The following is a 22,276-nucleotide window of genomic DNA, read 5'->3' on the forward strand; positions in this document are numbered from 1 at the left end:
GCGCATCCGCGAGAAGCGCGCGCGCTGAGCGCAGCCGCACCGTGTCCGGCCCGTGGGAGCTCCTCCCGCGGGCCGTCCGCGTCTCCGGGAGGATAGGTCGTCGAGTCGAGGGGGCGGTTGCCGCTCCGATCGTCTCGATCGAGCAGGTCGGCCTCGTCGCGAGTGGGAGTGACGGGCGGCGCGGCGCTGCCGAAGGCCCAGCAGCCTCCCTCGAACCGGGCGGTCGTCTCTCCGAGCGGGCGTCGGCAGGGCCGGGAGGCCGGTCAGTCGCCGGTGGCGAAGGGCCACCACGTCGGCAGGAGCCGTCGGTAGGCGGCGAGGTAGCTGCCGGGATCGCGGGGCGCGGGCAGGCGGAGCCACTGCTCCATCAGGCCGACGGAGCCCGCCGCGAGGAACGAGGCCGTCGCGTCCTCGAGGAACCCGAGCGGTGCGTCCGCGGGCGGGACGTCGAGGATCCCGGTGTCGAGCGTCGCGGAGACGGCGGTGCGGAAGTGCCCCGCGAGCATCGCGCGGAGGCCCGAGTCGCCGCCGGGAGCGTCGAAGGCGCGGAGGTAGAGGTCGCGGTGGCCGTCAAGGTGGCCGAGGACGCGGGAGGTGCCCTCGCGGATGCTCGCATCGGTCGCGGCGCCGCTCCGGAGCTGCTGGAGGTAGCCCTCGCGGATCGCGTCGAGCTCGTCCTGCAGGGCGGCGCAGAGCAGTTCTGCGGCGGAGGAGGCGTGGGCGTAGAAGGTGGAGCGGTTCACGCCGGCGAGATCCGTGATCTCGGAGACGGTGAGGGTGGCGACGTCGCGGCCGGTCGCGAGTTCGATGATGGCCCGGTGCAGGGCTACCTGTGATCGCTTCTGCCGCGCATCCACTGCTGACGCCTCCCGAGCTGCCGACGGTGCGTCGACGGGTGCCGGCGCGTTCCGCGGTCGATTCTACGGGCCCCGCTCGTTTTCACTTCCGGCGTCGGCATCCGCTAAGGTAGTCGAGTTGCCCGGGCCTCGGCCCGGTCTGCCACGGGCTGTGGCGCAGCTTGGTAGCGCACTTGACTGGGGGTCAAGGGGTCGCAGGTTCAAATCCTGTCAGCCCGACGGAAAGCCCAGGTGAGAGCAAGTTCTCCACCTGGGCTTCGTCGTCTCCGTTGACCTTTTCGGGGGCTATACGGAAGCATCCGACCGCGGATGTCGGTGTCAGCCGACATGCTCCCCATCGAGGCCGGTGCGACGAGCCGATACCTGGCCGGGACCTGGAGCCCGCCGTAGCCGCGATCGCCAGCCTTCATCGAGGCCGCGGTGGCGTCGTTCGGGCGGACGGTTCGGGGCTCTGACGTTTTCGTGTGCGACGAGGTACGCGTCGGCGCAAGCGGCAGTGTCGGTGAGGTGCCTGGTATCGGGGTGGAGACAGCCGTGGGTGGTCTCGATCGATGTGCGGCCGAGGATGTCCTGGAGGACGTGGAGGGCGATGCCGGCGTCGGCGAGCCAGGCTGCTCCGGTGTGCCGGAGGCCGTGAAGGGTGAGGCTCGTCCGGTCACGATCGGCGACGAGCTGATCCGCTGTCGTCGCGTCCCGCACGGAGGCGGTGGTGAGCACGCCACCGCGGAGTCCGGTCAGTGATCGGTCCTCTGGCTCACGGCCCGCGGTGAGGCGCTCAAGCGCAGGGGTGAGCGCTTGCAGGATCGGAACGTCCCGGATGTCTCGCCCCTGGGTCTGCTTGGTGACGAGGCCGCCTGCGCCAGCAGAGGTCTGGCGGAGGATCGTGACGAACCGTTGATCGCAGTGATGTCGCCGACGTGAAGCCCTGAGATCTCGGAGCCGCGGGCGGCGAGGAGCGCGCCGAGCATCACGAAGTCGGAGTAGCTCTGATGCACCTCCCCAGACCGGTCCGCCAGCGCCGAGATCTTGAGCGCGTGCACGCGCGGTGACCGGTGAACCCTGCCTTGAGCAGTAGGGCCACGTCGACGACTGGGAGCGTCTCCCCTGTCAAGGTGCTGGCGAGGAGCGGGGTCTCGGCAGCTGGGAGGAAGCGGGTCGCACGGGAGCCGCTCGGGCGGTCGCCTTCATCCACGGACTCAGAGACGACCTTGATGCCGGGGTGCACCAGATCAGCAGGCTTCCGAGGCGTGGCGGTCGGTGTACTCAGCCTCACCGCACTCGGCCCGGCCGCGGAGGAGTTCACTCTCGCGGACGCCCCCGCCGACGTCCTCGCGGCGACCGCCTCGGCATCGAACGAGCGGACCTCTGGGGGTGGACTGCTCGGACGTCTTCGGCTAGCGGTGGACCAGTTCCGGATCATGCGTGTGCAGATCTTCATGGGTGCCCTGAGGCCTTGCAGTGACGAAAACCGCTATGGCCATACCAGCGTAAAGCAGGGTACTGACCAGCAACGTTCCGGTCGTGGTGAGCCAGAGCCGGAGCGCCAGATGGTCGTCACCGTACGCCGCCACCGCGGAGACCGCCGTCAGCAGAGGGATCGCCCCGAGAAGGAGAGACACGAATGCGCGCCCCAGCGTCGCGTCTGAGAGCGCACGCGCTCCCACGCCGCCGAAGGAAGAACTGAGCAGGTAGAGAACCAGGGGAAGGAGGAAAGCCAACCCCCAAAGAGGACTGCCCAAGACGATGGATACGCCGATGACCAGAGCGGGTGCGCACACCAAGAGGTCGAGCAGAGCGTTGAGGCAGACTCCGACGAGTCCAGCTCTGATGAGAGACACGTCCGCCAGAAGAAGGTGTTGGTGATCGAGTTCTGTTGCGGCGAGTTGAGAAGGACTCGATATCGTGAGGACGAGGAGCGCGATGAGAAGCCCGGTGCCTGCGGGAACGAAGTCGCGAAGCAGAATCGGCACAAGGACGATGACGTTCATCATGAGGATCGTTCCGATGTACTGTGTCCGGCGGCGGCGTGCCTGGGCGAGGTGGCTGCAGAGGAGAGTGTGCAGGGGGTCATCAGGCCAGCGGGTCCAGGAGCTGAGCCCGGCTTTGTAACCGCGTCCCTGGAGGGAGGATGTCTGTCCGCCAGAGAGAACCTTCTGCAACTGGTTCGCCAGGATGCTCTCGTGAACTGCAGGCTCTACGAAGGCGTTCGCTCGTCCGAAGCAGATCGTCAGCACCGCGGCGGCAAGCACGAGAACGGCGCCGCTGACGCCGAGGCCGCTGTGTTCCGGCTCAATGACTGCCCGGAATGGTGACGCCCCTGTTTCGGTCACGACGTCGACAAGCCATACGTCTTCGCCGACTCCGACGAAGCGTGCCACGAAGGAACCGACCCAGACCAGCGATGCTGCAACGAGTGTCGAGACGCCCGCCAGCCGTGCCCCCTTGAACCGGGACTGACCCAGCAGGTGAGATCCCAATGAGGCAGCACGTAGCGCAAGGAGAACACTGAGTACCGCGAACCCGGAGATGGGGCCGAGTGCTGGCGGTTCGCCTCGGAGCGCCAAGGCGACTGCTGCTGATACCGTCGCGCCGATGAAGGCGCTCAGCGAGGCGCCGACGCCGTGTACGAGAAGCACGACCCGAGGCCCGTGCCGGCTCTGCAATGCCCAGGAGACGTCGCCCGGCTGAAGCCGGAGGGGCGACCCTCGTTGAGCTGTCAAGGAGACGATGATCAAGCACAACCCGAAGACGAATCCTGCGACGTAGGGCTGGGCTGTGGATGGGTCGTCGGCGAGGTGATCGCCCTGCGTCACAAGGACCCAGATGTATCCGCCGGCTGCGACGACCGCAGCGACGAGTGCCAGGGGGTTGAAGAGAAGAATACGGAGCTCTCGTAGGCGCATGAGCACTTGCGAGAGCGTGAGCGCCGCGGCTGACGAGAGGACTTCGACTCTCGGGCTATGCGGGTTCATCGCGGATAGCTCCAACGATAGCGAGGTATGAGTCTTCTAGCGAGTCCCGTGAGGCGGAGGCATCGCTGAGCTCGGCGACATGGGCGATTTCTCCGCCATAGAGAATCAGAACTCGATCCGCGATCCGCGCGAGGTCCCCCAGCCCGTGCATGGAGATCAGGATGCCATGGCCGTCTTCGGACAAGTGCCGAATCTCCTCCCTCAGCTCCCTCGCCGAGACCGGGTCCAGTCCGTTGAACGGCTCATCGAGGAGAAGTACACGAGATCCCTTGCGGAGGGCGAGCACAAGGGCAAGCTTGCGACGCATGCCCTGGGAAAGCTCGTGCGGCAGCGCATCGTGCTTATCCCGCAGTCCGTAGCGTTCGAGCAGATCCAACGCGACCTCGGCACTACTGCGCGTACCGTTGAGGCGTTCGATGAGTCGGACGTGTTCAACGACGCTGAGGCCGGGGTAGAGATCCGGATCTTCGGGCATGAGGCTGAGGGCTCGGCGCGCCCCAGGGGAACCGATGGGGTGCCCAAGGACGGATGCGGTGCCTCTCGTCGGCGAGTAGAGGCCGGCGAGAGTGCGCATGAGCGTCGTCTTTCCAGCCCCGTTCGGCCCGATGAGGCCGACGACTTCTCCTTCGCCGATCTCGAAGGTCATGCTGTTCAAGATCTGCAGACGATCGACGTCCTTGCCCAGCCCGCGAACCTCCATCACGGGGGCACTGTTGTTCGTCTCAGCCATCACCATGACCCAGCCATTCATGGAGTGTCTGGCCGGCTGATTCGACCATCTCGCCAACGGGGGCGAGTTCGCCACTGTCAGCGAAGCTCCGGAGCACAGTCCGCACGTCGGGGGAACCGCCGGCTGCTGCGCGCTCGATCTCGCGCTGGAGCCGTGGTTCGACGTCCGGGCGGCGGGCGGGCAGAAGACGCTGCCGCAAGGAGGGCGGCTCAGGCTGCACCTGCCATCCTCGCCGCGCTCCGTACTCGATGACTGCACTACTGGCCGGAGTTCTTGCTGGTTCTGTTGCTGCGAGCGCGAAGGCTACGTGCTCCGGTGAGACAGCAACCCCGTGGCGCTGAGCAACGTGACCTGCGAACGCCATGACCCGGCGAAATTCCTTGATTCCGTTCATGATCAACCTCCTTTGCTTTCCGTGTGGGGCCTCGCGCGGCCGCCGAGAAGTCCGGCGACGGCTCGTACGAGTGCTTCTAGGGGCCCACGTACGCCGCAATGGTGCAGGACAGCACAGAGGCCACTCAATATCGCGAAAAGGACGCCAGCGATTCCCATGGCGGCACTCATCGAAAGCTGTCCGTATGCCCCGAAACCATACGCGACGAGCGTGCAGAGGATGCTTGACCCGAGATAGATGGTCAGGGTGTATCGTCCCACGATTGCGAGGAACTGTGCACTCCGAAAACCGTTGAGGCGGGACTCGTTTCGTAACACCGCCACGTAGAGCGCAATCGCGAGCAGAGGTGGTGCAGAAACTTGACAGCATGCAGCAACGGCGCTGGCTATGCCAGCCGCCTGAGGGCGAGCCACCTGGACGAAGACCTGAAACGCGTACCCCAGCGTGGCGGCCACGAGGATCAGTCGGAGTGCGACGCCGACGGTGTCCACACCTGCGGACACGAGTTCTCCTTACGCTAGAGTTCCGTGACATGGCGTCACGGAACCCCAGCGTAAGTCGCAGCTCGTCGAGTCGCAAGAGGTTCGCTCAAGAGCGTCGGAAAGGCTCGTGGTCAGTGGTGTGGCCGATCGAAGGGCTGATTGGTGCATCGCTGCATGGCGGGGGCTGGTGCGCGGGCGCGTGTCATGTCGCGCGGGAAGATCCGCGTTCACGTCAAGGTGATGCAGGACGTGGGGAGGTCAGAGCTCGGGTGCTCGGCTTCGATGCGCTCGCCGGAGTCTCACTCCCGGGGGCAACGGCCGTTGCGCAGTGGCCGCACTCCTGCGTGCAGTCGTTCGCGCTCCTTGCTCCTCGTGTGCCAGAGGCGGAATCGATGCGGAGGACGCGGCGCGGGTGTCTCCGACACGATGCGGCGGCGCGGTTGCGGCGCACAGGTGCGAGGTTCAGGCCACAAGGGGGCATTCGCGTGGTCACCGCGTTCCGCGATACGTGTCGACAGCGGATTGGCGACCTTCTCATCTCCGAACCGTGACGATCAGGAGTTCCGCGGCTGGCTTGCCGTACGTTTCGGCGGCTCGTTCGAGGATCGCCTTACTTGATGCCGAGGTAGCGGCACGCTGCTTGCACGGTTTCTTCCACCAGTTCTTCAGTGAGGTCGGAAGAGCTCGGAATGAGTGACCGGCTCATGAGCGGACCGACGAGAAGGTCTGCAACTGTTTCGGGCTTCCACCCCACGGCTGCGATCTCCCCGCGGTCGACTGCGGCGTTCAGTACGCGCGCGACATTCTCGCGGCGAGGCTTCACGAATTCTTCACTCAGGTGCTTCCGAACATCGGGATAGGCCCGCGCGGCTTCCAGGATCCCCAGAAGGGCGTGCTTCATGAACGGCGAAGAGAACATCTCGTAATCGGCCCGTTGCAGGAGGTGCAGGTCGCTTTCAAGTGCCCCAGTGTCTACACGGGCCCCGGTGCCGTACTTTTCGGCCATCATCTCTACGACCAGGTGCGGCAGGGAAGAGTATCTTCGGTAGAAGGCCGGCCGTGTGGTTCCCGCTCGGCTCGCGATAGCCTCCACGGTGAGGGCCGTGTATCCCTTCTCGGTGACTATGCGCTCGGCAGATTCTCGAAGGGCTGCCGTGATGTCAGTCGCGCGGGGACGACCGCCTTGGTTCTTCACGGGTACGAAGCTACCCTTTTCACCCAGGCGATATGGCGTATTCGGAGCAGTAGAGGGTATGTCTGTTCGAGAGGGCCTCAGCTTCGACCTTCTAGCAAATGCACTGATACACGAGGAATCGTCGCGGTGATGATCGACGGCGGCATTCGTGAGGCGATCGTTGTCTCCGTCGCGTTGAGAGACTGGGTTCGCCCACGACTGGAGGAACGCTTGCTTGCGAGACCCCGGCACCCGACACGTCACCGCGACCGGGATTCGGTCAGCGCCAGTTCGCGGACCAGCGGGAACATCATGGGGGGAGTGTGGCCTGCGGCAGATCGGCGGACGCTGACCGCGATCACATCACCCGGCAGATCATCGACGCCGCAGAAAGTGTCTCGCGGCGGCTGACTCCGCCGGAGCTGGCATCGAGTTCGTCGAGCTTCCGCCGCGCGGACGGATCCAGCCTGTTCCGCCCGAAAGCCTCCATTGCTCAGTCCTCCGAACAGCTGCTCGCCGCCGAAGACAGACTCCTCATCGTGTCGAACGACAGGAGTGGACCGATGGTGCCGCTGACCTGGGTCGAGCAGGCGGCGCGGAAGAAGAACCGAGACGGGCACATGCTGTCACCGGATCAGGAGCGGGCGATCGCGAAGATCGGCGTCGCTGCACGCACGTCGATGTCCTCGTCGGCCCGGCAGGGACGGGGAAGACGACCACGATGTCCGCGTTGCGGGGAGCGTGAGAGAAACACCACGGCACGGGCTCCGTGATCGGTCTCGCCCCATCCGCGGCAGCAGCCGATGTCGTGGCCGGCGATAGAGGGATCTCGACGGAGAACACGGCGGAGAAGCTCCACGAACACCGCAACGGCACCTGGAACCTCACACCAGGCCGACTCCTCGTCGTCGACGAAGCCTCTCCTGCTGGAACCCTCGCTCCCGACACCATCACCCCCCACGCTCAGCAGGCTGGTGCGAAGGTGACCGCCTCACCCCAGAAGGCCACGAGGACATCCTCGAGCAGGCATATCAGGCGTGGCGCGCCGACCCAGCCGAAGGGAGAGCATCGGTCCTGATCGGAGTTCCCAGAAGAAGTCGAGCGGGATCGTGCCCTCGCGGATGTAGTCCTGTCATTCGTCCCGTTCCCTAGCAGGTGAGGGGCGGCGATGAGCGTCCGCGGGGCTGGCGGTCTCAGGCGTCCGCCGGCCGGTGCGCAAGGGAAGTCGGCGCGGAAACCACACCTGATCGACGAGAACTCCGCCTGAAACGCCGCGTGCGGCGGCGACGTCGACCAAGCGCCGGGACCTGGCCGGGTCCTGACGCATGCACACCATGCAACACATAACGTGAGAACGGGTCCTCTGATGACAGAGCGACCCGGATAATCAAGGAATCGGGCTGAACCGTCTGCCCAAGGGTCAAGGGGTCGCAGGTCCACATCCTGTCAGCCCGACGGAATGCCCTGATGAGATCACCGGTCGTCGTCAGGGCTTCCGTCGTTTCCGGGGGCGATGAGCACCGTGGCGGCACCTTTCCTGGTCGTGGGCCGTGTCGGCGGCGTCCGGACTGAGAAGCCGGAGCGGCATGCACGGCGTCTCCCCGACCGCCCGCAAGGGCGGCGGCAGGACGACTCCCTAGCGTCGGTGGACGTGACCGACTCCGCTCCGCTCGCCCGCTGGTGGCGCGAACCCTGGTGGGCGCGACTCACCCTCCTGGCGATCCTGTGCGGATCGACGGTCCTCACCGGATGGAATCTCGCCCGGGGCGGAGACGCCGTCTTCTACGAGGCGGCGGCGCGGTCGATGTCGGAGTCGTGGCACGCGCTGGCGTTCGGAGCCTTCGATCCCGCCGCCTCGGTGACGCTGGACAAGCTGGCGGGGTTCGCGGTGCCGCAGGCGCTGAGCATCCGGCTGTTCGGCATGTCGACGTCGTCGATCGCGCTGCCGCAGCTGATCGAAGGGCTGATCACGGTCGCGGCGTGCTCGGTCGTCGGGCTCCGGTGGGGCGGCCGCGGGCTCGGGCTGGTCGCGGCGGCAGCGGCGGCGAGCACGCCGATCTTCGTGTCGATGTTCGGGCACCCGATGGAGGACGGGCTGCTCACGGCGGCACTCGCCGTGGCGCTGGTGTGGTGGCAGCGCGCGGTGCTGACCGGGCGGTGGTGGCCGCTCCTGATGACCGGGCTGTCCATCGGGATCGGCTTCCAGGCGAAGATGATGCAGGCCTGGTTCGTCCTGCCGGCGCTCGTGGTGGCGACTCTCGTCGGGGTGCGCGGGTGGCGCCGAGCCCTCGCCTGGGCGGGCGGGCTCCTGGCCGTCGCGGTGGGCGCCTCCGTGGCGTGGACGGTCGCGATCCAGGCGGTGCCCGCGGGCGACCGGCCGTACATCGACGGGTCGACGGGGAATGACGTGTTCGCGATGGTGTTCGGATTCAACGGGCTCGATCGGCTGATCTCGGGCGCGGTGCCCGGCGCCGTCGTCGCGTCCGCCCACGTCGCGGCGATGGGCGGAGCGGCGGGATCGTCGCCGGTGAAGCTTCTGCTCGCGCAGTACGCGACCCAGGTGGGCTGGCTGTACCCCGCGGCGCTCGCGGGGCTGATCCTGGGGGCGGTGCGCTGGTGGCCGCGGCGGGGGAGCACCCGCGGTCCGTTCGCCCTCCTGGTCCTGACCGCGGTGTGGCTGGCGACGTCGGCGGCGGTGCTCTCGGTGGCGACGGTGCCGCACACCGCCTACGTCGCGGCGATCGGAGTGCAGCTGGCGCTCCTCGCGGCGCTGGGCTGGGCGGAAGTGGTGCGGCTGCTCGCGTCGACCCGGGTCGTCGCGCGGCTGGTGCTGCCGCTCCTCCTCGTCGCGCAGACGGCGTGGAGCGCGGTGCTCGCCGTGGGCGGGCAGCTGCCCGCGGTGCTGGGCCTGCCGTTCGCGGCGCTCGCCGGAGCAGGGCTCGTCGTGGTCGCGGTGGTGGCGCGGCGACGGAGGGGCGGTGCGGTGGAGCGAGCGGTCGGGAGCCGGAGGGAAGCGGCCCGCCGTCGTCCCGTCGCGCTCGCGGCAGCGGTCGTGATCCTGGCCGGGCCGGTCGCGTTCAGCCTGCAGGTGCTCGACGCGTCCCTCGACGGGTCGGGCGGCGACGCGCTCGTCGGCCTGCGCTTCCCGCAGCGGGCCGAGACCTCGGCTCCGTTCGCGGTCTCGTCGCCGGACGCGGTCGGCGGGCACGACTCGATGACCGCCGACGAGACCGGCCTGGTCGCCGCCGCTCGTGCCGCCGGCGGCGGGGTGGACGGCGCGCCCCTGTTCCTCACCGACTCCTGGGCGATCTCGGCGCCGATCATCGCGACGACCGGCGCGAGCGTGCTCACCGACGGCGGCTACTCCGGCCAGGCGCGGGTCTTCACCGAGCAGGACGTCACCCGGATGATCGCGGCAGGACGCACGCCTCTGCTGGTGCTGAAGAACTCCGCTCCGCCGACCGAGTCGGTGCGGAAGGCCGCAGTGGCGGACGAATGCACCGAGCTGCAGGAGTGGGGGCCGGCGGGGACGGAGTCGGGGGAGCACGCCTCCGCGGTCACCGGGTTCTCCCTGTGGAGGTGCGGACCGGTGCCGCAGAGCTCGGCGGGCGGGGTGGCGGCTGTCGGCCGGTGACGGCGTCGGGCGATCCTCGCGTCGACGAGATCGCGACCCCGGCGGAACGGCGAGGAGCGGCTGCCGCCTGCCGCTCGGAGGATCGAGCCGGGCCGAGGAGGTCGGGTCCGCGAGCGGGAGGGCCCCTGGCGCCCCGTCCGCGCGATGGCGGCCCGCCGCCTATCCTTGAGGGCGATGTCGAACTCCCGCGCCGAGGCCGCCTACCTGCGCTCCCTCGGCGCCTTCCGGACGCCGACCCTGGATCTCCTCCACGGCCGGTACGCCCCGTTCGTCCTCGCCGCCCTGTCGCTCGTGTTCACCGTCGACCGGCAGGTGGTGGCCGTCGCTGACGCGCACGCCGAGGTGGGGGAGCTGCTCGAGGAGCTGCGCGCGGCTGGGTACGACGAGGGCGAGCGCGCACTGCCGAGCGGCACGGCGCGCGAGGTGTGCCGCTACTGGGTCCGCGTCGGCTGGCTCGTGCCGCAGATCGAGGGCGAGGCCGAGGTCTACCGGCTGAGCGCCCACGCCGTGAGCGCCCTCGAGATCACCGGGCGCACCGGCGGCGGACGCACGCGCGTCTCGAACTCGCGGGTGCGCACCCTGCTGGAGGCTGTCGAGCGGCTGGCCGCGGACGTCGAGCCCGACCCGGAGGCCCGGCTCTCGCGGCTCCGCGAGGAGCGAGCGCGCCTGGACGCCGAGATCGCGGCCCTCGAGGAGGGCGCCGACCTCGAGCCGGCGGACGACGAGCAGCTGCTCGAGGAGGCCGAGAACGTGGTGCACCTCGCCCGCGAGCTGCCGGCCGACTTCGCGCGGGTGGCGGAGTCGATCAAGGCGATGCAGCGCGACGTGGTCGCGGATCTGCGCCGCGACGTCCGCCCGACCGGCGAGGTGCTGCGGGAGTACCTCGAGCGCGGGCAGCACGTGATGCAGGCCACCAGCGAGGGCCGCGCGTTCGCCGGTGCCCTCCGCCTCCTGGGCGACCCCGAGCGGATCGATGCGCTCGCCGATCAGCTGCACACCGTGCTCGTGCAGCCGTTCTCCCGCCTGATGGACCCGGCCCAGCGCGCGGAGCTGGCCGCGATCGGCCGCCGGGTGGAGCTGGGCGTGCAGGAGGTCCTGACGGCGCAGCGTCGCGCCTCCCACGTCATCACGGGCCAGGTCCGCACCCATGACCCCGCTCGCGACCGCCAGGTGGACGAGCTGCTGCGCGACGTGATGGCGGGGCTCCAGGAGTGGACGGGCGGGATCTCGCCGGACGCGCCGGTCGCGCCGCTGCGGCACCTGCCCGTCGCCGGGATCGGCCACCTGCGCCAGACCCTGGGAGACGTGCGTCCGGCCGGCGGGCCGGCGCCCCTGGCCGGAGACGACGGCGACGCCGAGTTCGTCGGCGACGACAGCCGGGCCTGGGGCGGTCCCCGCTACGCGGAGCTGGAGGCCTACGTGGCGGAGCTCGGCGACGAGTTCGATCTGGCGGACGCGTTCAGCGCGGCTCCGGAGGACACTCGACGGCCCGTCGACCTGCTCGGGCTGCTCGAGATCGCGCACCGGACGGGCCTCGTCGACCGCGAGGGCTACTCCGTCGTGAGCACGCGCCGACCCGATGGGACCGTGCGCCGCTTCGCCTTCGGATCCGTGACCGCCCGCACCGAGGAGGAGACCGACGATGAGTGACACCCTGGCGACCGACGGGCCCGCCGCCGATCCGTTCATCGCGCCCGTGTCGATGGAGGAGGACCCCGACGAGCTCTTCCCCGGCGACCGCGGCGTCCTCGACACCGAGGTGCGCCGGGTGCTCGTGCACGTGCTGCAGCGCCGCTTCCTCCTCGCCGACCGCCACCGCGAGCAGTGGGCCGTGCTCCAGGAGCACCGGCAGCTGATCGAGTCGCGGCTGAACGACCTGTTCGTGCGGCTCATCGTCGACCACGAGCGCGGGGTCGCCTACAAGCAGCAGGTGCGCTCCGACGAGGTCGAGATGCCGGTGCTGCTGCGCGACCTCCCCTACACCCGCGCCGAGACGCTGGTGCTGGTGCACCTGCGCACGGTGCATCAGCGGGAGTCGGCGGCCGGCGAGCCGTCGGCGCGGGTGGACGTCGAGGAGGTCGAGCAGACGGTGCTCAGCTACTTCGCCGACGCCGAGCGCGACACCGCCCGCCGGCAGCGCATGGTCCGCAAGGCGCTGGAGCGGCTCGGCCGCGACGGCATCGTCGACGAGGAGTCCGCGGGGCGGTACCGGATCAGCCCGATCGTGGAGATCGTGCTGAGCGCGCCGAAGCTGCGGGAGCTGAGCGACTGGCTGCGCGGGCGGGCAGGCGAGGACGCGTCCTCGGTGGTCGCCGGAGCGGCGCTCGTTGAGGAGCCCGGCTCGGACGATCCGGAGCAGGCGGACGACGACGCGCTCGAGGACGACGGCGTCGGCGAGGACGCGGACCTGTCCTCGGGCGCCGATCTCCCTGAGGACGCCGACGCACCTGATTCCGTCACCGCGGACGACGAGCCGATCGACAACGACACCCCCGACCCGGAGGACGACCCCCGATGACGATGCTCGACACCCTCTTCGGCCTGATCCCCGCCGCCTCCCGCGGTCAGCAGTGGCTCGCCGAGGACCTGCAGCTGGTCAACTGGGGCGGCTACGACGGCGCGCACCGGGTCCGCTTCTCGCCGGGGGCCACACTGCTCTGCGGCGGCTCCGGCTCCGGCAAGTCCACGCTGATGGACGCCTACATCGCCCTGATGATGCCGCACACCACGCCGTTCAACGGCGCCTCGAACGGCGGAGTGACGGGCCGTCCGCGCGGCGAGGACCAGCGCAACATCCTCTCCTACGCGCGCGGCAAGCTCGACGAGTCGCGCACGGACGAGGGCACGACCATGCGCGTCCTGCGCGGCGACGGAGTCGACACCTGGACCGCCGTCGCGATGACCTGGGTCGACCACGACGGCTCGCGCTTCAGCGCGGTCCGCGCCTGGTACGTCCCGGCCGGCTCCCGGGTGCTCGAGGAGACCGTGCGGATCCGCGCGAGCGCCGAGGGCCCGGTCGACCTCGCCGCACTCGACCGCGCGGCGGCGCACCGCTTCTCCGACGCGTCGCTGCGCGCTGCCGGCCTGGACCCGCTCGGCACCGATCGCGAGTTCTCGGCGCGCCTGCACGCGGTGCTCGGCATCGGTGCGGCGGGAGCCGGATCGAAGGCGATGAGCCTGCTCGCCCGCATCCAGGCCGGTCAGCAGATCACCACGGTCGACGACCTCTACAAGCGGCTCGTGCTCGAGGAGCCCGAGACCCTGGCCTCCGCCGACGCGGTCGTGGCCCACTTCGACGAGCTCGAGAGCACCCGGCAGCGGATGCTCACCGCGCGTCAGCAGGTCGCGGCACTCGAGCCGCTCCGGGGCCTGCGCCTGCGCATCGCCGCCTCGGCCGAGCGCATGCGCCTGATCGACGCGCTCGGGGAGTTCGACGCCCCGGTGTCGCCCGCGGCCCTGTGGCGGGCGGAGCAGCGCCTCGGCCTTCTGCGCGACGTCGAGGCGGAGCTGCGCGAGCGCACCCGCGCCGTCGACGCCGTGCTCCGCGAGAAGCGGGCGCTCGCCGAGGCGGCGGAGTCGGAGCGGGACGGGCTCGCCGAGGTGCTGCGGGCCTCCGGCGGCGACCGCCTCGAGACGGCTCAGCGCGAGCTCCGCGAGGTGGAGCGGCGGCTCGGAGCGGCGCGCGAGAACCGGGCCCGGCTCGAGGAGGACCTGCGCGCTCTCGGCGAATCGGAGACCACCCGCGAGCGCTTCGAGGCGGTGCTCGCCCGGGCGGCGGGCGCGGCCGACGCCAAGCGCAGCACCCGCGCGGCCTGGTCGGACGCGGTCGCCGAGCGGAAGGCCGCGGCGCGCGAGCTCGCCGAGCTCGAGGCGGAGGAGCGCTCGGCCTCGGACCGTCGGGACAGCATCCCCCGGCCTCTGCACGAGGCGCGCGAGCGGATCGCGGAGGCAGCCGGCCTCACCGTCGACGACCTGCCCTTCGTCGGCGAGCTGGTCGAGGTCCGCGCCGAGTTCGAGCCCTGGCGCGAGGCCTTCACGCTCGCCCTCGGCGGCTTCGCGACGACGCTGATGATCGACTCCGCTCACCTGGACCGCTTCCGCCGCGCCATCGACTCCCTCCGGCTCCCGGTCCGGCTCCGCTACGAGGGCGTGGAGACCGGGCTCGAGGAGGTGCGGGGCCTCGACCCGCAGACGCTGCCCGGGCGCCTCGACTACCGCGCCACCGCCTTCACCGGCTGGCTGCAGGACCGGCTCGAGGACCGCTTCGGCTACGTGTGCGTCGACAGCGCCGCGGAGCTCGGACGCCACCGGTTCGCCCTGACCCTCACCGGTCAGCTCTCGCAGGGCCAGCGCGGTGCGCACGGCGGCCACGGCGCCGCGAACGTCCTCGGCTTCTCCAACTCCCGTCGGCTCCGCGAGCTGAACGCTGTGGTCGAGGCGGCCCGGGCTCGCAGCGCGGCGGCCGTCTCGGCGGCGTCGGCGGCGGAGGAGGCCCTCGATGCGCTCGACGACCGGATGACGCGCCACGCCCGCCTGGCGCTGGTGAGGTGGGAGACGGTCGACGTCGAGTCGCTGCTCGCCGAGCAGGAGCGCTGGGAGGCGGTCGGCGCGGAGGCGGCGGAGGCGAACCCCGAGCTCGCCGGGCTGCAGGAGCAGATCGACGGGTTGCGCGGCCGCCTCGAGCGCCTCCGCCAGGAGATCGCCCGCGCCGGCGTGGAGCGCGAGCGGATCGAGGCCGAGTGGGCCGTCGTGGTCGACGACGTCGACGCGAGTCAGGCGGTTCTCGATGCGGCGGAGCGCGCCGGACGCGAGCTCGACGACGACCAGCGCGCCTTCCTCGACGCCCGGTTCACCTTGACCGAGACCGCGGCGTCCGGCAGCGCCTCGGACGTCCTGGTCCGCTTCGACGCCGCGCTGGCCACGGCGGCGCAGCGACTGGCGGAGGACCGCCGCTCCGCGGCCGAGGCGCACGAGCAGCAGCGGGAGAGCGCCGGCCGGATCATGGCCGGCTTCCTCGACCGCTGGCCGAACCCGAACCTGCTCGTGGACCCCGAGGCGTCCGCGGGCGACTTCGAGCGGCTGCTCGACGCCCTCGAGACCAGCGGCCTGCACCGCCTCGAGACCGAGTGGCGCGACAGCCTGCTCACTCTCTCCGGCAACGACCTCACGAGCTTCGACTCCACGCTCGGCCGTTCGCTGCGCGAGATCCGCGAGCGGATCGAGCCGATCAATGTGATCATGCAGGATCTGCCGTTCTACGACGACGGCCACCGCCTGCAGATCACCACCCGCGAGAACCAGTCGGAGGTGCGCCGCCGCTTCCGACGCGAGCTCCGCGAGGTGCGCGCGCAGATCCAGGCCGTGTCCACGGAGGAGGAGCGCGAACAGGTCTACCGGCGGATGTCCCGGCTCATCCAGCGGCTGCGGCGCACCGCGCCCGATTTCGGGGACCTCGTCGACGTCCGCAACCACGTCCGGGTCAGCGCCGAGCGCGTGGACGCCGTCACCCGCGCGCACGTGGCGCTGTACGACCACATCGGCGAGAAGTCCGGCGGGGAGTCGCAGGAGCTGATCGCCTTCATCGTCGGAGCCGCGCTGCGCTACCAGCTCGGCGACGCGGGAGCCGACCGCCCCCGGTACGCCCCGGTGTTCATGGACGAGGCGCTGATCAAGGCGGACGCCCACTTCACCAAGCGGGCGATCGGCGCGTGGCGAGGTCTCGGCTTCCAGCTCGTGATCGGCGCCCCGAACGACAAGTACAGCGCCATCGAGCCGCACGTCGAGGTGGAGTACGACATCCTCAAGGACACTCGCGGACGCTCGTGGGCCAGGCCGAAAGTGGGCCTGGCCCTGTAGGGCTACTTCCCGATCTTCGCGTGGCTGCGCGAGTAGGCGAAGTAGATCGCGAAGCCCACGGCCAGCCAGATCAGGAAGCGCAGCCAGGTCTCGATCGAGAGGTTGAGCATCAGGTAGGTGCAGATCAGGGCCGAGAGCAGCGGGAGCCACGGGTTCAGCGGGACCCGGAACCCGCGCTTCAGGTCGGGCCGCTTGCGGCGCAGCACGACGACTCCGACCGAGACCAGCACGAACGCCGAGAGCGTGCCGATGTTGACCATCTCCTCGAGCACGCCGATCGGGGTGAGCCCGGCGAGCAGGGCGACGACGATCGTCACGACCACAGAGGTGAACCACGGCGTGCGCAGGCGCGGGTGGACGGTGGCCAGGCGCCGGGGGAGGAGTCCGTCGCGCGCCATCGCGAAGATGATGCGCGTCGCTCCGATCAGCAGCGTCAGCACGACGGTGGTCAGACCAGCGACGGCGCCGGCCGAGATGACCGTCGCCATCCAGGTCTGTCCGTGGTACGCGAACGCGTTGGCGAGCGCGGCGGACGGGTCGAGCTCGCGGTAGGGGACCATGCCGGTCACGACGAGGGCGACGGCGCAGTAGAGGACCGTGCAGATGATCAGCGAGGCGATGATGCCGATGGGCAGGTCGCGCTGGGGGCGGCGGGTCTCCTCCGCGGTCGTCGCGACGACGTCGAACCCGATGTAGGCGAAGAACACCAGGGAGGCGCCGGCGATGATGCCGCCGACCCCGAACGTGGCCGGCTCGATGCCCGAGAGGAACTGGAGCAGCGGCTGGGTCAGACCGGACGCGGACTGCGAGGGCTCGGCGGCGGGGACGAACGGGGTGTAGTTGGCGGTGTTCACGAACTGCAGGCCCGCGATGATGACGAACAGGACGATGAACAGCTTGATCGCGACGAGCACCAGGTTGACGCGCAGCGATTCCTTGATCCCGAAGGTCATCAGCGCGCCGAGCACGAGGACGAGCAGGATCGCCGGCACGTCCACCACGCCGCCGTAGGTGAGCGCCGGTGGGAGGGTCACTCCCAGCTGCTGCAGCAGCGACCCGAGGTACGCGCTCCACCCCTGCGCGACCACGCTCGCTCCGAGGAACAGCTCGAGGATCAGGTCCCAGCCGATGATCCAGGCGAAGAGCTCGCCGAGGGAGGCGTAGGAGAAGGTGTAGGCGGAGCCCGACACCGGGACCGTGGAGGCGAACTCGGCGTAGCACATGGCCGCGAGGGCGCAGGCGAAGGCGGCGACGACGAAGCTCAGGACGATCGCCGGTCCGGCGATGTCGTGGGCGGCGCGGCCGGTGAGGGTGAAGATGCCGGCGCCGATGACGACTCCGACGCCGAAGACCGTGAGATCGAGCGCGGTCAGCGACTTCTTGAGCTTGTACTCGGGCTCATCGGTGTCGGCGATCGACTGCTCGACGGACTTGGTGCGGAGGAGGCTCACGGTGGTTCTCTCTGTGGGCTGCGGGGTGGAGGCGCGAGGGCCACTGGGGAGGATAGCGGGGCGGGCGCCTCTGCCGCGCCGGGCGTCGCGCGAGTACGCTTCCCGGCCTGAGCAGGATCTTCTCCGTGGCGTTCGCCGACGTGCACCCCCTCTACGTGGCGAAGGCGGAGCGCAAGGGCCGGACGAGGGAGGAGGTCGACGAGGCGGTCCGCTGGCTCACCGGCTTCTCGGACGAGGAGCTGGCCAGGCACCTCGAGAGCAGGACGACCTTCGAGGAGTTCTTCGCGGCGGCGCGCCTGCCTCCGCAGGCCTCGGCGATCACGGGGATGATCTGCGGCGTGCGGGTCGAGACGATCGAGGATCCGCTGATGCAGCGCATCCGGTACCTCGACAAGCTGATCGACGAGATCGCGAAGGGACGGCCGATGGCGAAGGTGCTGCGGGCTCCCGCGGCCGGCTGAGCCGCCGGCCCCGGGCGCTCCTCCACAGGCGCCGATCCGCTCCGGTTCTCCCCGGTCCGGGGCTGCGGGATCCTCCGCCCCCGGCCACGCGAGCAGGGTGTCCGACATGACATCCACACAGCGAACCCCTGCTCCTCCCTCCCGCCGTCGCGATCCCGAAGTCCTGCGGGCGAGCGCCATCCAGGACCTCCTGGCGGCCGTCCCCTCCATCATCGGCATCCGGCCGGAGGAGTCCGTCGTGGTGGTGCCGTTCCTCGGCACGCGCGCCGGTGGTGGCTTCCGGATCCCGCTCCCGGAGACGCTGCGCGGGATCGACGCGGAGGCGCTGGCGGGCGGCTGCGCGGCCATGATGGAGACGATGCCGCGAGCCACCGGTGTGCTGGTGGTGGTCTGCACCCGCGCGGGCTACGCCGAGGAGCGGGGCATCCCGCATCTCGACCTCGGCCGTGCGGTGCTCCGCAGACTGGAGCGCACGCGCCTGGACATCATCGCCGTGGCCTGCATCGCCGCCGACGGATGGGGGCGCTACACGGACGCCGAGGAGTGCCGCCGGCCGCGTCCGCTCCTCGAGATCGAGCGGAGCGAGACCGGCGTCCTCGCCCGAGCGGTGGCCGACGAGCCTCTGGACATCGACGCGCTCTCGGTGCTGCCGCCGGTCGCCGAGGAGGATCGCGCGCTCGTCGCGGAGGTGCTCCGCCGGCCGCCCCTGGTCGGCGACACGGAACGGCTCGTCGAGCGCTGGCTCAGCGGTCCGCGGGACGTCCGCCGCGAAGGACTGATCGTGCGGACCCTGCAGTCGCCGCCCCTCCGCGACCGGGTGACCGTGCAGATCGCGCGGAGCCCGCAGGCAGGAGTGCGAGTGCCGCCCGGCGCGGTGGTCGACGCCCGCGCCGGAACGGACGACGACCACGACCTCGAGCTGTCGGCCCTGCTGCTCGGCAGCGGGCGTGCTCCGGAGCGCGGCCGTCTGGCGCGGGCGACCGGGCTCCTCGCCCGCGCCGCCGCGCTGGCGCCGGAGGAGGCGCGCTCCTCCGTGCTCACCGTTCTCGCGTGGTGCTGGTGGGCGAGGGGAGTCTCGAGCCTCGCGGGGCTCCACCTCGACGAGGCGCTGCGGCTCGACCCCGACGACTCGATGGCCCGGCTCTACGCCTCGCTGTTCGCGGCCCGCCCCCTGCCGGACTGGGTGCTCGAGGCCGCTGCCGAGGCCCTGGATGCCGCGAGCGCCTGAGGTCGGGCGCCGGTCGGTGCGCTCGCCCCGGAGACGGATGCTCTTGCGCGGGGGAGGGGACGGCCCTAATGTGCAACCACATGGTTGTACGAATGGACGCCGACATCGACCTGCTCTTCCGGGCGCTGGCCGACAGCACCCGTCGCGACATCGTCGCCCGGGTGCTGGTCGGCGAGCAGTCCGTCTCCGCACTCGCGGCGCGCTACGAGATGTCGTTCGCGGCGGTGCAGAAGCACGTGGCCGTCCTCGAGCGGGCGGCACTCGTCCGCAAGCGGAGGAGCGGGCGGGAGCAGCTGGTGCAGGGCGAGGTCGCCGCAGTGCGGCGTGCGTCGCGCCTGCTCGACGCCTACGAGCAGCTGTGGGCGGGGAGGGTCGACCGCATGTCGGACCTCCTCGACGAGGAGTGACACCCGCGAGCCGACCGGTGCGCGGGACCTGCTGGAGGGAGAGGCGCGATGAGCGTGCTGCAGTCCGTGAAGGACATCGAGGAACTGACCCTGACCGTGACCGCCGAGTTCGACGCGGGGATCGAGCGCGTCTGGCTCCTCTGGACGGATGCGCGCCGCCTCGAGCGCTGGTGGGGGCCGCCGACCTGGCCGGCGACCTTCGAGCGGCACGAGCCGGTCGAGGGCGGACGGAGCGCCTACGTCATGACGGGACCGGACGGCGAGCAGGCGCGCGGCTGGTGGCGCGTGACCCGGGTGGAGGAGCCGACGCGGTTCGAGTTCGAGGACGGCTTCGCCGACGAGCGGGGCGACCCGGTCGACGCGCTGGGGATCACCCGGGCCACGGTCACCCTCGACGAGATCGAGCCGGGACGCACGCGGATGGTCCTCCGCAGCCGTTTCGAGTCGGTCGAGCAGCTCGAGCAGATGGTTCAGATGGGCATGGAGGAGGGACTCCGCCAGGCGATGGGGCAGATCGACGCGATCCTGCTCGAGGACTGAGTCGGCGCCCATGGAGGTTCGGCGCTCGCCGCGCCGAGCCTCCGCGCTACTGCTCGGGGTCGGTGAGGGCGGCGGCGTAGGCGCGGACGGAGCGCTGGTACCGGGGGAGCACCGGAGCCAGCGCCTCCAGCGCGATCCGCAGGGCCTCGTCGACGCGCCCGGCGCTGTGCAGGGCGAGCGCGAGGAACACTTCCCGCGCGGAGCCCACCGCGGGGTGCGCAGCGGCGCCGGCGAGGAGGTCGATCGCCTCATCGGTGCGGCCGAGGTTCCGGAGTGTCGAGGCGTACTGGATCGTCAACCGCGCCCGCCGCTCGTCATCCAGGCCGGCGGCGAGGGCGCGCTCGTACTCGACCGCCGCCTCCGCCTCGTGTCCCGCGCTGTCGAGGGCGCCGCCCAACTCGAAAGCGGCGATTCCGTCGTGTCCCGGGTAGCGGGCTGCGAGGACGCGCATCCGCTCGACGACGCCGTCCGGGTCGTCCTGAGCGTCGAGGCGCTCGACCGCCGCGAGCCAGAGGGCGAGCGCGTCGGTCTCGGGGCGGTCGGGGTCGGAGGCGCGTGTCTCGGTCACGCCTCCGACGCTACCGCGCCCGCACAGTGCGGCGGAGCGGGGCTACGAGGCGGTCGAGTCGGCGCCGTCGTCGTCCGACCCGTCGTCGTCGGAGCCGGAGGTGCCCGCTCCGATCGGCGCGGCGCGTCGCCCGGCCTCGATCAGGGCGGTCGACGCAGCCGCTCCGCCGATCAGGGCGAACAGCGCCCAGCCGGCTCCCCACTTGCGCTTGCCGATCAGGGCGTCGAACGAGAGCGCGCCGGGGCCGTCCGCGACGATCGCGGCCGTCGCCGCGACGAGGACGGCGTTGTACTCCCACCCGCCGCCCGCGTTCCACAGGCCGTTGCTCCAGTGCACCTTGCGCACGGCGGTGACCATCGTGGCGACGAGTCCGGCGGCGGCGAGCGGAGTCGCGGCGCCGAGGGCGAGAGCGGCGCCTCCGGCCGTCTCGGTCACCGCTGCGGCGACGGCGTTGCGCCGGGCCGGGTGCATCTCCAGGCTCGACATCATCTGCTCGGTGCCGTCGAGGCCGGGGCCGTCGAACGAGCCCCGCAGCTTCTGCAGACCGTGTCCGACGAAGAGCCCGCCGACGGCGAGACGGAGAATGAGTGAGCCGACCTTCATGGTGACCTCCGGGGTGGGGTGGGGACGTGTAGTGCGAGGGTCCCGGCTGCGCCGCGCCCGGTCAAGGGGTCGCGCCCGGTGAGCGGGCCGCGCGGGAGGCGTGCGCGCTCGGGGAGGGCTCAGAGCAGCGCGTAGGCGGAGGCGTCCATCATCACGGTGCCGTCGGTGCACACCTGGAGCTCGGCGGGGGCGCGGACCGCGCCGTCCGGGGCGTCGAGGACCTCGGCGACGAGGTACGCGGAGGTCCCGACCGCGCAGCCGTAGGCGCCGGGGGAGTGCCAGGCGACCCGGACGTCCGCCCGGGCGCCGGGGACGAGGATCACGGGAGCATCGGGGTTCGGGCCGGACGCGTCGGCGACCGCGCTGATCCGGTTCCCGTCGGCATCGGTCGCGTAGACGCCGGGGATGCCCGCGAGAGCGCAGTCCGAGGAGGAGGTGCTGGTGAGCACGAGGTCGAAGGCGCTGTTCCCGGCACCCGACGCGTCGGGGTCGGGGCGGTACTCCATCGTCAGGTCGGAGCCCGTGCAGCGCGCCGCCGCCGGATCCGCGGCGGGAGAACCGGTCGACGAGGGCTCGGGGGTCGCCGTGACCGTCACGGTCACGGTGGGAGTCGGCGTCGGAGCGGGAGTCGGCGAAGACGTCGGGGTCGCGGTCGCGGTCGGCGTCGGGAGCGGCGTCCGCGCGGACGTGGCTCCGCCGCTGCCCGCGCAGCCGGTGAGGACGAGGACGAGTGCTGCTGCTGCCAGCGCGGAGGCGCCGGTCCGGTGCGAGAACGTGCTCATGTCCGCAGTCTGCCACCGCCCGGACCGAACGGCCCCGCGGATCCGCGAGCATGCTCGGAGATCCCGGACAGGGAGGCGGAGGACGGACGCGGCGGGCGTCCGGAGGTGCCCCTCCTCGCGCCCGCCGCACCGGGGTC

At 70.9% G+C, this 22,276-nt stretch carries 20 protein-coding genes and 1 tRNA gene; 11 read left to right on the plus strand and 10 right to left on the minus strand.

The genetic code is table 11. The features are described 5' to 3' along the window. Positions 1-263: 263 nt before the first annotated feature. Positions 264-857: a TetR/AcrR family transcriptional regulator gene (locus GSU40_RS06515; RefSeq protein WP_160034150.1), complete on the minus strand. Its 594-nt coding sequence runs from the start codon at positions 855-857 to the stop codon at positions 264-266. Positions 858-1,002: 145 nt separating this feature from the next. Between GSU40_RS06515 and GSU40_RS06520 the strand changes: the two genes are divergently transcribed. Further along, positions 1,003-1,076 (plus strand) — tRNA-Pro (locus GSU40_RS06520). Between the two features lie 99 nt (positions 1,077-1,175). On the opposite strand, the gene GSU40_RS06525 is transcribed toward GSU40_RS06520, so the two are convergent. From GSU40_RS06525 to GSU40_RS06550, 5 genes are all read right to left on the minus strand, one after another. After that, on the minus strand, positions 1,176-1,739 hold the full coding sequence (locus GSU40_RS06525) for a tyrosine-type recombinase/integrase (RefSeq protein WP_244229651.1): 564 nt from the start codon (positions 1,737-1,739) through the stop codon (positions 1,176-1,178). A gap of 512 nt (positions 1,740-2,251) precedes the next feature. Then, positions 2,252-3,829 (minus strand): hypothetical protein, encoded by a 1,578-nt coding sequence (locus GSU40_RS06530; protein WP_160034152.1) that lies wholly within the window; start codon positions 3,827-3,829, stop codon positions 2,252-2,254. Further along, the gene (locus GSU40_RS06535) at positions 3,816-4,529 is read right to left on the minus strand and encodes an ABC transporter ATP-binding protein (RefSeq protein ID WP_244229652.1); all 714 of its coding nucleotides are present in this window, start codon (positions 4,527-4,529) and stop codon (positions 3,816-3,818) included. Before GSU40_RS06535 ends, GSU40_RS06530 begins: the two co-directional genes overlap by 14 nt. A gap of 22 nt (positions 4,530-4,551) precedes the next feature. After that, positions 4,552-4,953 carry a hypothetical protein gene (locus tag GSU40_RS06540; RefSeq protein ID WP_160034156.1) on the minus strand — a complete coding sequence of 134 codons (402 nt, stop codon included), beginning with the start codon at positions 4,951-4,953 and terminating at the stop codon, positions 4,552-4,554. Positions 4,954-6,045: 1,092 nt separating this feature from the next. Next, positions 6,046-6,630: a TetR/AcrR family transcriptional regulator gene (locus tag GSU40_RS06550; RefSeq protein WP_160034160.1), complete on the minus strand. Its 585-nt coding sequence runs from the start codon at positions 6,628-6,630 to the stop codon at positions 6,046-6,048. A 302-nt stretch (positions 6,631-6,932) separates the two neighbouring features. Between GSU40_RS06550 and GSU40_RS17060 the strand changes: the two genes are divergently transcribed. The 6 genes from GSU40_RS17060 to GSU40_RS06575 all read left to right on the plus strand — a co-directional run bounded on the left by GSU40_RS17060 (position 6,933) and on the right by GSU40_RS06575 (position 16,099). Beyond that, positions 6,933-7,382 carry a hypothetical protein gene (locus GSU40_RS17060; RefSeq protein WP_244229619.1) on the plus strand — a complete coding sequence of 150 codons (450 nt, stop codon included), beginning with the start codon at positions 6,933-6,935 and terminating at the stop codon, positions 7,380-7,382. A 35-nt stretch (positions 7,383-7,417) separates the two neighbouring features. After that, the gene (locus GSU40_RS17065; RefSeq protein ID WP_244229653.1) at positions 7,418-7,687 is read left to right on the plus strand and encodes an AAA family ATPase; all 270 of its coding nucleotides are present in this window, start codon (positions 7,418-7,420) and stop codon (positions 7,685-7,687) included. A gap of 573 nt (positions 7,688-8,260) precedes the next feature. After that, complete coding sequence (locus GSU40_RS06560; RefSeq protein ID WP_160034162.1) at positions 8,261-10,243, plus strand: glycosyltransferase family 39 protein; 1,983 nt, start codon at positions 8,261-8,263, stop codon at positions 10,241-10,243. 174 nt (positions 10,244-10,417) lie between these two features. Beyond that, the gene (locus tag GSU40_RS06565; RefSeq protein WP_160034164.1) at positions 10,418-11,893 is read left to right on the plus strand and encodes a DUF3375 domain-containing protein; all 1,476 of its coding nucleotides are present in this window, start codon (positions 10,418-10,420) and stop codon (positions 11,891-11,893) included. Next, the gene (locus GSU40_RS06570) at positions 11,886-12,761 is read left to right on the plus strand and encodes a DUF4194 domain-containing protein (protein ID WP_160034166.1); all 876 of its coding nucleotides are present in this window, start codon (positions 11,886-11,888) and stop codon (positions 12,759-12,761) included. Before GSU40_RS06565 ends, GSU40_RS06570 begins: the two co-directional genes overlap by 8 nt. Beyond that, positions 12,758-16,099: an ATP-binding protein gene (locus GSU40_RS06575; RefSeq protein WP_160034168.1), complete on the plus strand. Its 3,342-nt coding sequence runs from the start codon at positions 12,758-12,760 to the stop codon at positions 16,097-16,099. Before GSU40_RS06570 ends, GSU40_RS06575 begins: the two co-directional genes overlap by 4 nt. Before the next feature lie 2 nt (positions 16,100-16,101). Here the strand turns inward: GSU40_RS06575 and GSU40_RS06580 are convergent, their stop codons facing one another. Continuing rightward, positions 16,102-17,550: an amino acid permease gene (locus GSU40_RS06580; protein WP_160034170.1), complete on the minus strand. Its 1,449-nt coding sequence runs from the start codon at positions 17,548-17,550 to the stop codon at positions 16,102-16,104. 107 nt (positions 17,551-17,657) lie between these two features. On the opposite strand from GSU40_RS06580, the gene GSU40_RS06585 reads away from it, so the two are divergent. From GSU40_RS06585 to GSU40_RS06600, 4 genes are all read left to right on the plus strand, one after another. Continuing rightward, positions 17,658-18,011 carry a DUF2200 domain-containing protein gene (locus GSU40_RS06585; protein ID WP_104257296.1) on the plus strand — a complete coding sequence of 118 codons (354 nt, stop codon included), beginning with the start codon at positions 17,658-17,660 and terminating at the stop codon, positions 18,009-18,011. A gap of 106 nt (positions 18,012-18,117) precedes the next feature. Then, entirely contained in the window at positions 18,118-19,239 is a 1,122-nt protein-coding gene (locus GSU40_RS06590) for a DUF4192 family protein (protein WP_160034172.1), read from the plus strand. Positions 19,240-19,319: 80 nt separating this feature from the next. Beyond that, the gene (locus GSU40_RS06595) at positions 19,320-19,646 is read left to right on the plus strand and encodes a helix-turn-helix domain-containing protein (protein WP_160034174.1); all 327 of its coding nucleotides are present in this window, start codon (positions 19,320-19,322) and stop codon (positions 19,644-19,646) included. Between the two features lie 48 nt (positions 19,647-19,694). Beyond that, entirely contained in the window at positions 19,695-20,186 is a 492-nt protein-coding gene (locus GSU40_RS06600) for an SRPBCC domain-containing protein (RefSeq protein ID WP_160034176.1), read from the plus strand. A 46-nt stretch (positions 20,187-20,232) separates the two neighbouring features. Here the strand turns inward: GSU40_RS06600 and GSU40_RS06605 are convergent, their stop codons facing one another. The 3 genes from GSU40_RS06605 to GSU40_RS06615 all read right to left on the minus strand — a co-directional run bounded on the left by GSU40_RS06605 (position 20,233) and on the right by GSU40_RS06615 (position 22,139). Next, positions 20,233-20,754 (minus strand): tetratricopeptide repeat protein, encoded by a 522-nt coding sequence (locus GSU40_RS06605; protein WP_244229620.1) that lies wholly within the window; start codon positions 20,752-20,754, stop codon positions 20,233-20,235. Between the two features lie 42 nt (positions 20,755-20,796). Beyond that, positions 20,797-21,357, minus strand: a complete 561-nt coding sequence (locus GSU40_RS06610) for a DoxX family protein (RefSeq protein ID WP_160034178.1) — start codon at positions 21,355-21,357, stop codon at positions 20,797-20,799. 119 nt (positions 21,358-21,476) lie between these two features. Continuing rightward, positions 21,477-22,139 carry a DUF4232 domain-containing protein gene (locus GSU40_RS06615; RefSeq protein ID WP_160034180.1) on the minus strand — a complete coding sequence of 221 codons (663 nt, stop codon included), beginning with the start codon at positions 22,137-22,139 and terminating at the stop codon, positions 21,477-21,479. Between the last annotated feature and the right edge of the window lie 137 nt (positions 22,140-22,276).

The organism is Rathayibacter sp. VKM Ac-2805, assembly GCF_009834265.1.
GTDB lineage: Bacteria > Actinomycetota > Actinomycetes > Actinomycetales > Microbacteriaceae > Rathayibacter.